This is a genomic window from Halanaerobium saccharolyticum subsp. saccharolyticum DSM 6643 (assembly GCF_000350165.1).
Taxonomy (GTDB): Bacteria; Bacillota; Halanaerobiia; order Halanaerobiales; family Halanaerobiaceae; genus Halanaerobium; species Halanaerobium saccharolyticum.
The window spans coordinates 337,323-350,530 of the sequence record NZ_CAUI01000015.1 but is presented as its reverse complement, the minus strand read 5'-3'; the positions used below and the strand labels follow the sequence as shown (position 1 = coordinate 350,530).

Here is a 13,208-nt window from a genome sequence, read left to right as displayed (position 1 = left end):
GAGATTCTCTGTTTTTTTCTTGCCATAAACTTGCAATTGACCGACGGTTGAGATATAATGTTTTCCAAATGATAAAGATATAAATTTTTGTTTTTTTGATTCTGGGAGGCGGCAATATTGTATAGAATAGCTGTTGATGTGATGAGTGGAGAAAAAGAGGCTTCGGAATTGATTACAGGGGCTTTAAGGGCTTTAAAAGAAGAAAAAGAAATAGAATTGACCCTGATTGGTGAATATGATATTATAAGCGAAGAGTTAGCAAAAACTGACTTTGATTCGAAAAGGCTTAAAATCGAAAATTCTGACGAGATTATTACAATGGATGAATCACCAATTAAAGCACTTCGTAAAAAAAAGAAGGCCACGGTGAATGTAGGAGCAAAACTTTTAAAGAAATCAAAAATAGATGCTTTTATATCTCCAGGAAATACAGGTTCAGTTATGGCAGCTGGTTTATTGCGAGTTGGTAGGATTAAAGGTGTCTCTAGACCGCCAATCGCTATTCAATTTCCCGCTGTTAATGGAAGTACTTTAGTTTTAGATAATGGTGCAAATACTGACTGCAGTCCTGAAAACTTAAAGCAATTTGCTTTAATGGGACAGCTTTATGCAGAAAATGTAATGAAGATTGATAACCCTAAAATTGCACTTTTAAATATAGGGGAAGAAAAAACTAAGGGTAATAATTTAACTAAAGAGAGTTATGAAGTTTTAAGTAATGATCAACGAATCAAAAATTTTATAGGCAATGTTGAAGGCAGAGATATTTTTAGCAATAAAGTTGATGTGGTTGTAACTGATGGTTTTGTTGGGAATATTGTTCTCAAAACAACTGAAGGCGCAGCTTCTTTTTTTCTTGATTTAATCAAGGAAAGCTTTAAAACTAATTTGCGTTCTAAAATTGCTGCTTTTTTAATAAAACCTTATTTGAAAAAAGTTTTAAATAAAATAGATTATAGGCAATATGGTGGTGCCCCCTTATTAGGGATTAATGGGGTTGTAATTATCAGTCATGGTGGTTCTGATGGCACAGCTATTTATAATGCAATCAAAGCTGCTAAAAGGACTGTAAAAGAAGATATAGTTAAATTGATAAAAGCTGAGTTAGAGAAGAATGAGGAGTTGGAATAAATGGCATTGAAAACTGAACTTTGTGATTTATTAGAGATTGAAAAGCCAATTATTCAAGGAGGTATGGCCTGGGTTGCTACTGGTGAATTAGCAGCAGCGGTTTCTATTGCTGGAGGCCTGGGTATAATTGGTGCTGGAAATGCACCAGCGGATGTAATCGAAAAAGAAATTGAAAAGGTGAAAAAGCTAACTGATAAACCATTCGGTTTAAATATTATGCTTCTTTCCCCTTTTGCTGATGATATAATAGAGTTAGCCATTGAGAAAAAGGTTCCTGTAATTACTACAGGGGCTGGGAATCCTGGGAAACATGTTAAGAGATTTCAAGAAGTTGGCTCAAAGGTTATTCCTGTAGTCCCTTCTGTAGCACTTGCCAGAAGAATGGAAAGATTAGATGTAGATGCAGTAATTGTTGAAGGAACTGAAGCCGGTGGACATATTGGTGAGCTTACAACTATGGCATTAGTGCCACAAGTAGTCGATGCTGTAGATATTCCGGTTATTGCAGCTGGTGGAGTTGCTGATGGCAGAGGTTTAGCAGCTGTTTTAGCATTAGGAGCAGTTGGAGCACAGATTGGAACTAGATTTGTCTGTTCTAAAGAGTGTAAAGCTTCCATGGAGTTTAAAGAAGCTATTGTAGGTGCTAGAGATAGAGATGCAGTTGTAACTGGACGCAGTACTGGGCATCCAGTTAGAAATTTAAAAAATAAATTAACTAAAGAATTGGATAAATTGGAAAGCCAGGGAGTAGATCCTAAAAAAATTGAAGAGATTGGTTCTGGTAAACTTAGAGATGCTGTAATTGATGGAGATGTCAAAGAAGGCAGTGTCATGGCGGGTCAAATTTCAGGAATGATATCTGAAATTAAATCTGTTAAAGAAATCATTGAAGAAATATTGGTACATACTGAAAATACAATCAAAAGTAGTTATAATTTATTGGATTAATTTAATTATTTTGAAATTATATCATATTAATGATAATTATACGCTAAAGAGGTGTTTAATTTGATAGATCTAAAAAATAAAAAAGTTTTAATTACAGGTAGCTCTCGTGGTATTGGGGCTGAAATAGCAAAGAAAATGGCTGCTTTAGGAGCAGAAGTAACTATCAATTATGCTAATTCCCAAACTCGAGCAGAAAAAGTAAAAAAAGAAATTGAAGATAATGGCGGCAGGGCTCATGTAGTTCAAGCTGATGTAAGTGATTTTGACCAAGCAGCTGAACTAGTTAAAACTGCTTATAAAAAAATGGATGGTTTAAATGTATTAATTAATAATGCTGGAATCACAAGCGATAAACTTATATTGAGAATGAAGGAAGATGATTGGGATAGTGTTTTAAATATTAATCTAAAAGGAGTATTTAACTGTACTAAAAATGCAGTTAGATATTTACTTAAAGCTGAAAATGGTAAATTAATAAATCTATCTTCTGTAGTTGGTATTAATGGAAATGCAGGGCAGGCTAATTATTCTGCAGCTAAGGCAGGAATAATTGGATTTACAAAAACTATGGCTAAAGAATTAGCATCAAAGGGTGTTTGTTCAAATGCTGTAGCTCCTGGATTTATAGATACTGATATGACAGAGGGACTAAGCGATAAGGTGAAAGAAAATATTATTTCTCAGGTGCCACTCGCTCGTTTGGGACAGGCCGAAGAGGTCGCTGATTTAGTTTCATTTTTAGCTTCAAATAATGCAAATTATATAAATGGTGAAGTAATTAAAATTGACGGGGGCATGGGCGCATAGCGTCGGGCTCGATGCCCGAGTGCTGTGACGCACTCGATGTGCTAACGCAAATCTATCTATCCGATATAAAAGAAAGATTTGTGAGTCATCCTTGCGTAATACAAAGAAGACTCATAAAGTGCGTCGGGCTCGATGCCCGAGTGCTGAGTCATCCTTGCGTAATACAAAGAAGACTCAGTGAAAGGAGGTGAATGGAGTGGAAGATATTCTAGGAAAAGTTATTGATATTGTAGCAGAAGAATTAGCAGTTGACAGAGATGAAGTTACTGAAGACTCTTCATTTATAGAAGATCTTGGAGCAGATTCTTTAGATGTGGTAGAATTAGTTATGGCATTTGAAGAAGAATTTGATGTAGAAATACCTGATGAGGATGCTGAAGATATTCGCACAGTTGATGATGCTGTAAGTTATTTAGAAGAAATTCTTTAATAAATAATGACGGATGAAGCTCCCTCAGTGGAGTTTTCATCCCTTTTTATTATTTTAATGGATGGTGATATATAAAATGGATCAGTTGTTTAATCAGAAGAAAATAGAGGAATTCGAAAATGCTTTAGATTTAAATTTTGATGATAAAATTTTAGTTCAAAGGGCATTAACTCACAAGTCATTTCCAAATGAAAATAGAACTCTTAATTTAAAAGACAATGAAAGATTAGAATTTTTAGGGGATTCTGTTCTAAGTCTTTCTGTCAGCACCTACATTTTCAATACGTTTTCAGATTTGCCCGAGGGTGAGTTAGCAAAAATGAGAGCAGTTATAGTTAGTGCTCCTATTTTAGCAGATGTTGCTAAAAGAATTGAACTTGGTCAATATCTCTTTTTAGGTAAAGGAGAAGAAATGACAGGTGGTAGAGAAAGAGATTCTATACTGGCAGATACGATGGAAGCAATTTTTGGTGCTTTATACCTTGATCAGGGATTTACAGCAGCCGCAGATTTTATTCTGCATTTACTTAAAGTAGATATTATAAATGTAGCAGAGGGTAATCATATACAGGATTATAAGACAATGCTGCAGGAAGTAATTCAGGAAAACGGTAGTGATCGGCCTGAATATGAAGTAGTAGATGAAGAAGGTCCAGATCATAACAAAACTTTTTTAGTGGCTGTAAAGCTAAATGAAGATAGTCTTGGTTCTGGACAGGGGTCAAGTAAAAAAGAAGCTGAACAGGAAGCAGCAAAAGTTGCTTTGAACAAATTAAATAAACTTGATTAGTAAACTGGAGGACTAAAGAATGTATGCTATAAGAGGAGCAATTAGTGTTGAAGCAAATACAGTTAAAAACATATCTGCAGCTACTAAAGAGCTAATGAAATCTTTAATGCAAGAGAATTCACTGCAGGAGGAAGACTTAATAAGCATTATCACTACTGCTACTGCAGACTTAAATAAGGCATATCCCGGCAAAGCTCTCAGAGAATTGGGATATAATATAACTCCAATTTTATGTATGCAGGAAATGAAGGTTGAAAATAGTAGTAAAAAAATGATAAGATTATTAGTACATGTTGATAGAGAAAAGAATAAAAATCAGGTTAAACATCAATATTTAAAAGATGCTAAGAAATTAAGACCTGATTTAGTTGACTAAATATATTTTTAAAAGGTGAGGTAAAGTTAATGAAAAATGTAATTGCAATTGATGGCCCGGGTGGAGCTGGCAAAAGTACTATAGCAAAACTTCTGGCTAAAAAATTAAATTATCTTCATCTTGATACTGGAGCGATGTATAGAGCGGTAACCTTAGCTGCTATCAATGAGAACATTGATTTTGATGATAAAGAAAAATTAATAAAATTAGCTAAAAAAATTAGTATTACTTTTAATAAAAATGGTGAAATTATTTTAAATGATAAAAATGTTAGTCAAGAAATTAGAAGTTCTGAGGTAAATGCTCATGTTTCTAAAATAGCTGCAGTTAAGGGTGTAAGAAAAGTTTTAGTAGAAAAACAGCAGAATCTTGCCCAGAAAAACAGGGTTGTAATGGATGGTAGAGATATTACAACAGTGGTTTTACCTGAGGCTGAACATAAATTCTTTTTGACTGCTTCTCTTGCAGAAAGAGCCAAAAGACGTTATCAAGAAGTAAAATCTAAAAACAATGATGCTGATTTGGAAGAAATAAAAAAAAGTATTGCCCGTAGAGATAAATTAGATAGTGAGCGAGAGCATTCTCCACTTAAAAAAGCTGAGGATGCTGTTTTAATCGATACTACTGAGTTGTCAATAGATGAGGTCCTAAAAAAAATGATTTCGCTTATTGAGGGTGAAAACCATTGAAAAAATTTATCTATCAATGTATCAGATTATCACTTTTAGCTATTTTTAAAGTATTTTTTAGAATTAAGGTTAAAGGTAAAAAAAATCTACCAGATGAGGGTCCGGTAATTCTAATGTCGAATCACATTAGTGCCTATGATCCACCATTATTGGTAGCTATTTTTTCAAGACCTGTAAGATTTATGGCTAAAAAAGAACTGTTTGAAAATCCTGTTATGAGATTCGTATTATTTTTAGCAGATGCTTTTCCAGTTGACCGCAGCAAAAATGATATTACCGCTGTAAAAAAAGCTCTTTCTGTACTTAAAGATCAAGAGGTGTTGGGTTTATTTCCCGAAGGTACAAGACGAGCGGAAGGGGAACTTGGTAATCCTAAATTAGGATCAGTAATGCTTGCAATAAAAAGTGGTGCTCCAATTGTACCAATAGGAATTAAAAACATAAAAAAAGAAGGTAGAATTACAATTAATATTGGTGAAGCTTTTTCAATGGATCAGTTTTCTAAAAGAAGATTATCTAAAGCAGAGCGAAAAAAAGCATCCAAATATATAAAAGATAAGATACAAAAACAACTAAATTATGAATAATGATTACTGATTAACGTTGAATTATCAATTTTTTTAAGTTTTTTTCGATTTAAAGAAGGATTTTTGACTTTAATAGAGAAAAAAGTTTAAGAGGTACCCTGTTTATTTCGGGTATTCTGTACTTGTTGGTGTTGTGCTGGAAGGAGGTGAAGGTTCTGGAGGTTATTACAGCAGAAGAGGCTGGATTTTGTTTTGGCGTTGAAAGAGCTATTGAAATGGTTTTAGAAGCTGCCGGTGAAAATGAAGAAATAAATGTTTATACACTGGGTCCGCTAATTCATAATCCACAGGTTGTTGAAAAATTAGAAGACAAAAATGTGAAAGTTGCCTCTTCACTTGCCGATATTGATTCTGGAATTGTTATTATCCGTTCTCACGGAGTAGCGCCAGAAGTTATAGAGGAGGCAAGAGAGAAAAATTTAAAAATTATAGATGCTACTTGTCCTTTTGTCAAAAATGCTCAAAAATATGCCAAACAATTGGTAGATGAGGGATATCAAACATTTATTTATGGAGATGGAGATCATCCTGAAGTTCATGGTATTTATGGCGCAAGTGATAAAAAAGCAATTATAATTAGAGACAAAGAGGACCTAAAGTCCGTTGAGTTAAAATCCAGAATTGGATTTGTTGCTCAAACAACAAAATCTCCTGAGTCTTTTCGGGATATTATTAGTTTAGTAGCAACTAAAGTTAAAGAGTTAAAGGTTTTTAACACTATTTGTAATACTACAGATGTACGTCAATCTTCAGCAAAAAAATTAGCAGAAGATGTAGATATAATGTTTGTAATAGGGGGTCATAATAGTGCAAATACTACCAGGCTGGCAGAAATATGTACAGCCACAAACACCCCTACTTATCATATAGAAACAGCCGCTGAAATAGATAAAAAGTGGTTGTCTGGAAAAAATAAAGTTGGAATTACAGCTGGAGCATCGACTCCAGACTGGTTAATAAGGGAGGTTGTTCAGTTAATGAACGAAGAAAACAAAGAAGTAAATGTTGAGTCAACTGAGAACGTAGAGGAGAAAGAAGAACAAGTGGTAGAGGAGGTTGAAGAGAAAGTAGAAGAGACTGAAGAAACAACAGAAGTGACTGAAGAAACTACAGATGAAAAAGAAGCTGATAACAGTGAGGAAGCAGTAGAAGAATCTGCAGAGGAAGAAGAAGCAGAGGCAAGTGAAGATACTGCTGAAACTGAAGAAGAGGCTGAATTTAAATATAGCGATAATGATATTGCTGATTTAAGAAAAGGACAGAAAGTTACAGGTACTGTAGTTGAAATTAATGACAATGGTGTTTATGTAGATGTGAATTATAAGACAGATGGATTTATTCCACTTCGTCATTTAAGTCACCGCACTGTTGAAGATGCTCATGATATTGTGAGTATGGATGATGAAATTGAAGTAGTTATCTTAACTTTAGAGGACGATGAAGGCAACATGATTTTATCTAAAAAGCAGGCGGATTATGAGCAGGCTTGGGAGAAAATCGTTGAAGCACATGAAAACGATGAAATTATTGAAGCTGAAGTAACTAAAGAAGTTAAGGGTGGACTAGTTGTTGATGTAGGAGTAAGAGGATTTATTCCAGCTTCTCATGTAGCAATTGGTTATGTTGATGACTTAAGCGACTATGTTGGTGAAACTCTTCGCCTTAAAGTTATTGAAGTTGAGAGAGATAACAACAACGTAGTTCTTTCTGCTAAAAAAGTACTTGAAAAAGAAAGAGCAGCTAAAAAAGATGAAACTTTAGCAGCTTTAGAAGAAGGACAGACAGTAGAGGGTACAGTTACAAAGTTAGTTGATTTTGGTGCCTTTATTGATCTTGGTGGAATTGAAGGTCTGCTTCATATTTCAGAAATGTCATGGGGAAGAATTGAAAGCCCATCCGAAGTACTTTCTGAAGGAGAAAAAGTTGAAGTTAAAGTTCTTGGAGTTAATAAAGAAGAAGAAAGAATTTCTCTTGGTTTAAAGCAGCTTCTACCTGATCCATGGGAAGAATTTGCTGACAAGCACTATGAAGGAGAAGTTATTGAAGGTAAAATTACAAAATTAGTTGATTTTGGTGCCTTTATGGAAGTTGAAAAAGGTATTGAAGGATTAATTCATATTTCTCAATTGTCACACCGTCATGTAAAAACTGCTGATGAAGTAGTAAACGTTGGTGATAAGAGAGAAGCTAAAATTATCAATATTGATGCTGATCAGGAAAGAGTAGGTTTAAGCTTAAAAGAATTAGAAGAAAAGCCTGAACCTAAGCAAGAATCCAGCAGCAGTTCTAAAAGCTCAAACCAAAGCAGAAGCTCTAAATCAAAAAGTAGTAATAATGATGATAGTTCATCATCAGGTGGAGCTACTATTAGAGAAATTGTTGGAGATATTTTTGACCAGGGTGAATAATTAAAAAAGCACCCGCTGTCCAATACTGGGCGGCGGGTTTTTTTATGCTTAATGGAGATGATTGCTTACTTTTCTTAAATATGATATTATCAAGCTTACAGGAGGTAGATGGAAGATGGTTAAAATTGAAAATGTTATTCCAAATTCTACCGCTGCTAAAGCTGGTTTAAAAGCAGAGGATAAAATTATCACTATTAATAATCAAGAAATTAATGATTATATAGATTATTTATATCAAATTTCTGAACCGATAATTACGCTTAAGTTAAAAACTAAAGCTAATAAAATTAAAACAATAGAGTTAGAAAGAAAACTTGGGGAAGAGTTGGGCATCGAGTTTAAAGAAATTGTTTTTGATGGACTAAAGCAGTGTAAAAATAATTGCATTTTTTGTTTTGTTAAACAGCAGCCCCAAAATATGAGAAAAAGTTTAAATCAAATGGATGATGATTACCGATTTTCTTTTTTGCAGGGAAGCTTTGTCACATTAACTAATCTAGAAAACAAAGAAATAAAGAGAATAATTGATAAAAATTTAAGTCCAATTAATATTTCTGTTCATACTACAAACCCAGAATTAAGGGTTGAAATGATGAAAAACCCAAAAGCTGCAAATATAAATAGACTTTTAAAACTTTTTCAAAAAAATAATATACAGTTTCATACCCAAATTGTAATCTGTCCGGGCTATAATGACCAGGCAGAACTGGATAAAACTTTAGCTGATCTTTTAGAATTTTATCCTCAAATATTATCAATAGGGATTGTTCCGGTTGGTTTAACTAAATATCGGGATGGTTTAGCAGATTTGAAAACTTTAACTCAATCAGAAATGAAAAATTCTCTGGAACAAATAAAATACTGGCAGCAAAAAGCTAAGGATAAATATGGTGAAAATATTATATATGCTGCTGATGAATTCTATTTAAATACTAATTATGAGCTTCCAGAATATGAAGAGTATAATAATTTTCCTCAATTAGAAAATGGAATTGGCTTAACTGCTTTAATGAATGAAGAACTGAAGTCGGTTGAGCTTTCTAAAGGTAAATTTAAAGCAAAGAAAATTGCAATTTTGACTTCTGTTTTAGGTAAAAAAGCTCTAACTAACTTTTCAAATATGATAAAAGAAATAGATAAGTTAGATTTAGAGATATTGACAGTTGAAAATAATTTTTTTGGTGAAACTGTTACAGTTTCAGGTCTTTTAACAGCTCAAGATTTAAAAAATAATATAAAAAAATTAAAAGCTGATTACTATGATCATATTTTTATACCGAAAATAGTATTGAATGATCAAAGTAAATTTTTAGATGAAATAAAAAAAGAAGAGTTTTTAGAAGAATTATCTGATTACGAAATAGAATTTATAGATGATATAAAAGAATTAACGGAGGTGATAAAAAATGGCTAAATCTACAGTTGCAATTGTAGGAAGACCAAATGTAGGAAAATCTACTCTTTTTAATAGACTGGTTGGTGGCCGGAGAGCTATAGTAGAGGGAAAACCAAATGTTACCCGTGATAGAATTTATGGGGAAACCGAATGGCTAGGTAGAAAATTTAATGTTATTGATACTGGGGGAATAGTTCTCCATGATAATGATAAAATTAAAAACCAAATAAAATATCAGGCTGAAGTAGCCATGGAAGAAGCTGATATAATTTTATTTGTGGTAGATTCAAGAACTGGAATGACTGGTGTTGATGAGGATATTGCTCAACTTTTATATAGAACAAATAAAGAAGTTATTCTAGTTGTTAATAAAGTAGAAGACTTTTCAAATCAGGAAGAAATTGGCTGGGAATTTTATTCACTTGGTTTTGGTGATCCATATCTTATTTCTGCTGAACATGGTAAAAATACTGGTGAATTATTAGATGAAGTAATTTCTAAATTACCAGAAGCAGATGAAGATGAAGTGAGTGAAGAAAAAATCAATATAGCTGTTATTGGGAAGCCGAATGTGGGAAAATCAAGTTTGATCAATCATTTGCTAGGTAAAGAAAGAGTTATTGTTAGTGATATGCCAGGCACAACCAGAGATGCAGTCGATACTTTAATTGAGTGGAAAGATGTACAATTTAATTTTATTGATACAGCTGGTTTAAGAAGAAAATCTAAAGTAAAAGAAGATGTTGAATACTACAGTAATTTAAGAGCTTTAAGATCAGTTGATCGTGCAGATGCTGTTTTAATGATGATTGATGCTCAGCATGGAATAACTGACCAGGATAAGAAAATCGCTGGTTATGCGCATGATGAAGGAAAAGCAATGGTAATAGCTATCAATAAATGGGATTTAATGGAAAAAGATTCAAAAACAATGGAAAGATATACTGATGAAGTCTATTATCAGCTTAAATTTTTGAATTATGTTCCTGTAACTTATATTTCAGCCTTAACAGGTGAACGAATTGATGAGCTTTTATCATTACTTGAATTTGTAGTTGACCAGAGTAATCTCAGAATTAAAACTGGTATTTTAAATGAGGTAATCACAGAAGCTGTACAGCTGCGTGAGCCACCGAGCAGAAAAGGAAAAAGACTTAAAATTTATTATGCAAGTCAGGTGGGGATCAAACCTCCAACATTTGTTTTCTTTGTTAATGATCCAAACTTAATGCATTTCGCTTATCAAAGGTATTTAGAAAATATTCTTAGAGAAGCTTTTGGTTATGTAGGTAATCCACTTAAATTTAAATTAAAACAACGTAATTAGGAGGTTATTATGCAGATAATAATTGCTATATTAATCAGTTATTTAATTGGTTCAATTCCATCTGGTTTTCTTTTGACTAAGTATGTTATGAAAAAAGATGTTAGACAATATGGAAGTGGAAACATTGGTGCAACTAATGTTGCTAGGGTAATGGGTTTAAAAGCAGGTGTTTTAGTTGCAGCTTTTGATATACTCAAGGGTTATCTGGGAGTTTTAGTTGGGCAAACAATTTTAGGAGGTAATTTAAGTACCGCAATTCTATTTGTTGCTATAGCTGCAATTGCGGGGCATGATTGGTCAATTTTCTTAGGTTTTTCTGGTGGTAAAGGTGTTGCAACAACTTTTGGTGTTATTTTAAGACTTTATCCTTTAGCATTTTTAATTTATGCTGTAATCTGGTTAGGGCTGGTACTTAAAACCCGTTATGTATCATTGGGTTCAATTATTGGTTCAATGTCATTACCTTTAACACTCTATTTTACAGCTTATGATCTAAAACATGTAATTTTTGCATCCCTGTTGTCATTATTTGTGATGTATACTCATCGGGCAAATATTAAGCGACTACTAAATGGAGAAGAAAATAGGATGGATCCTGAAAATCTTGGAAAGAGTGGTAAAAAGTAATGAAATCAAATGTTGCAGTAATTGGAGCTGGAAGTTGGGGAACTGCTTTAGCAAATCTCTTATCTGAAAATGGAAATCAAGTTAAAATATATGCCAGAGATGCTGAAGTTGTTAATTCAATTAATAAAGAAAACCTCAATTATAAATACTTTCCAGAACATAAATTAAATAATAATTTAACTGCCTACAATAACCTAGATGACTGCCTAAGAAATACAGAAGTAGTTGTTATTTCCGTGCCAACTTCAGCTGTGAAAGAAGTTTTAAAAACTTCTCAGGATTTAATTTCTCAGGATACAATTATAGTATCTACAGCTAAGGGTATTGACGAAAATTCATTTAAGACTAATTCTGAGATGATAAAGGAATTAGGATTTAATAATGTAGTAGTCTTATCAGGACCGACTCATGCAGAAGAGGTTATGGAAAAATTGCCAACTGCTATAGTATCTGCTGCCAAAAGCAAAAAAGCTGCCGAAAAAGTCCAAGATTTATTCATGTCTAAATACTTTAGAGTTTATACAAATCCTGATGTCAAAGGGGTTGAACTTGGTGGAGCTTTGAAGAATGTCATTGCTGTGGCCAGTGGTATTTGTGATGGTTTAGATTATGGTGACAATACAAGAGCAGCACTAATTACAAGAGCTTTAAATGAGATGAGCCATTTTGTTAACTATCACGGAGCAAAGACCATGACTTTAGCTGGTTTATCCGGAATGGGTGATCTTGTTGTTACCTGTACCAGTATGCACAGCCGCAATCGACGTTTTGGAATTGAAATTGGAAAAGGAAAAACTTTAGCTGAAGCTAAAGATGAAGTTAAACAGGTGGTAGAAGGCGTTAAAACAGCAAAGGCAATTTATAAATGGCTGAATTCTAAAGATAGAGAATTAGAAATGCCTATAACTAAAGAGGTTTATCAGGTATTATTTGAAGGCAAAGATCCTGAACAAGCTGTAGAAGAACTTATGTTAAGAACAAAAAAGCATGAAATGGAATCAGTTGTTGATAATTCTTTATGGAATATCTAGAAAATTTATAAATTTTTTCTATAGTTAAGCAGGAAATCGTTGTTATAGCGAGAATAATAAATAATACAGTAAAAGTTACAGTTATAAAAGGGGGTGAATTTTATGACTAAAAATGAACTTATTGATGCCGTTGCAGAAAAAACTGGTATCACTAAAAAAGATACAGGGGAAATTGTTAATGAAACTATTGATACAATCATGAATCACTTGAAATCTGAGGCGAAGAAAGCTGAAGATGAGCGTGATAATGTTCAATTAATCGGTTTTGGTACTTTTGAAGTTAAAGATAGAAGTGCTAGAAAAGGCCGCAATCCTCAAACAGGGGAAGAGATTCAGATTCCAGCACGCAAAGTACCTGTATTTAGAAGTGGTAAATCTTTTAAAGAAACAGTTGATGTTTAATATTTTTTACTTAATTGGGGGACCGGAAATTTCCGGTTCTTCTTTTTATATATAAATTTTTATATTATAGATTTTAATAATATCGAAAATAAAAGAATTTATATATACTTTGATATTATAAGTTTTTAAATTAAAAAATCAAAAAAAATTAATGATTTGCAGGAATGTAAAGAATTAACTAGAAATTAATAAAGTAAGTACTATAGAATTAAAATAGTCTATATTAATTAAAAGTAAGAAATATAACAGGAGGGGAAAT

General features: G+C 33.0%; 14 protein-coding genes. All 14 read left to right on the top strand.

The features are described 5' to 3' along the window. The first annotated feature begins 117 nt into the window (after nt 1–117). The 14 genes from plsX (at nt 118) to HSACCH_RS06895 (ending at nt 12,949) form a co-directional block, all read left to right on the top strand. Entirely contained in the window at nt 118–1,131 is a 1,014-nt protein-coding gene (gene plsX, locus HSACCH_RS06960) for a phosphate acyltransferase PlsX (protein WP_005488827.1), read from the top strand. Next, nucleotides 1,132–2,079, top strand: coding sequence for an enoyl-[acyl-carrier-protein] reductase FabK (fabK, locus tag HSACCH_RS06955; protein ID WP_005488826.1), 948 nt, complete (start codon nt 1,132–1,134; stop codon nt 2,077–2,079). 60 nt (nt 2,080–2,139) lie between these two features. Next, on the top strand, nt 2,140–2,886 hold the full coding sequence (fabG, locus tag HSACCH_RS06950) for a 3-oxoacyl-[acyl-carrier-protein] reductase (protein WP_005488825.1): 747 nt from the start codon (nt 2,140–2,142) through the stop codon (nt 2,884–2,886). Nucleotides 2,887–3,082: 196 nt separating this feature from the next. Further along, nucleotides 3,083–3,316, top strand: a complete 234-nt coding sequence (locus HSACCH_RS06945) for an acyl carrier protein (RefSeq protein ID WP_005488824.1) — start codon at nt 3,083–3,085, stop codon at nt 3,314–3,316. 76 nt (nt 3,317–3,392) lie between these two features. Continuing rightward, nucleotides 3,393–4,106 carry a ribonuclease III gene (rnc, locus tag HSACCH_RS06940; protein ID WP_005488823.1) on the top strand — a complete coding sequence of 238 codons (714 nt, stop codon included), beginning with the start codon at nt 3,393–3,395 and terminating at the stop codon, nt 4,104–4,106. 19 nt (nt 4,107–4,125) lie between these two features. Then, nucleotides 4,126–4,482, top strand: a complete 357-nt coding sequence (aroH, locus tag HSACCH_RS06935; protein ID WP_005488822.1) for a chorismate mutase — start codon at nt 4,126–4,128, stop codon at nt 4,480–4,482. A gap of 29 nt (nt 4,483–4,511) precedes the next feature. Next, complete coding sequence (gene cmk, locus HSACCH_RS06930) at nt 4,512–5,171, top strand: (d)CMP kinase (RefSeq protein WP_005488821.1); 660 nt, start codon at nt 4,512–4,514, stop codon at nt 5,169–5,171. Further along, the gene (locus HSACCH_RS06925) at nt 5,168–5,758 is read left to right on the top strand and encodes a lysophospholipid acyltransferase family protein (protein WP_005488820.1); all 591 of its coding nucleotides are present in this window, start codon (nt 5,168–5,170) and stop codon (nt 5,756–5,758) included. The genes cmk and HSACCH_RS06925 overlap by 4 nt, the downstream gene beginning before the upstream one ends. Nucleotides 5,759–5,904: 146 nt before the next feature. After that, the gene (locus HSACCH_RS06920) at nt 5,905–8,166 is read left to right on the top strand and encodes a bifunctional 4-hydroxy-3-methylbut-2-enyl diphosphate reductase/30S ribosomal protein S1 (RefSeq protein ID WP_005488819.1); all 2,262 of its coding nucleotides are present in this window, start codon (nt 5,905–5,907) and stop codon (nt 8,164–8,166) included. A gap of 61 nt (nt 8,167–8,227) precedes the next feature. Continuing rightward, nucleotides 8,228–9,580 (top strand): DUF512 domain-containing protein, encoded by a 1,353-nt coding sequence (locus HSACCH_RS06915; protein WP_268741838.1) that lies wholly within the window; start codon nt 8,228–8,230, stop codon nt 9,578–9,580. Next, nucleotides 9,573–10,889 carry a ribosome biogenesis GTPase Der gene (gene der, locus HSACCH_RS06910; RefSeq protein WP_005488816.1) on the top strand — a complete coding sequence of 439 codons (1,317 nt, stop codon included), beginning with the start codon at nt 9,573–9,575 and terminating at the stop codon, nt 10,887–10,889. The genes HSACCH_RS06915 and der overlap by 8 nt, the downstream gene beginning before the upstream one ends. A 9-nt stretch (nt 10,890–10,898) precedes the next feature. Continuing rightward, nucleotides 10,899–11,516: a glycerol-3-phosphate 1-O-acyltransferase PlsY gene (plsY, locus tag HSACCH_RS06905; RefSeq protein WP_005488815.1), complete on the top strand. Its 618-nt coding sequence runs from the start codon at nt 10,899–10,901 to the stop codon at nt 11,514–11,516. Further along, complete coding sequence (locus HSACCH_RS06900) at nt 11,516–12,547, top strand: NAD(P)H-dependent glycerol-3-phosphate dehydrogenase (RefSeq protein WP_005488814.1); 1,032 nt, start codon at nt 11,516–11,518, stop codon at nt 12,545–12,547. The genes plsY and HSACCH_RS06900 overlap by 1 nt, the downstream gene beginning before the upstream one ends. A 102-nt stretch (nt 12,548–12,649) precedes the next feature. Further along, a complete protein-coding gene (locus HSACCH_RS06895; protein ID WP_005488813.1) occupies nt 12,650–12,949 on the top strand; it encodes an HU family DNA-binding protein in 300 nt (99 codons plus the stop codon). Nucleotides 12,950–13,208: the final 259 nt, after the last annotated feature.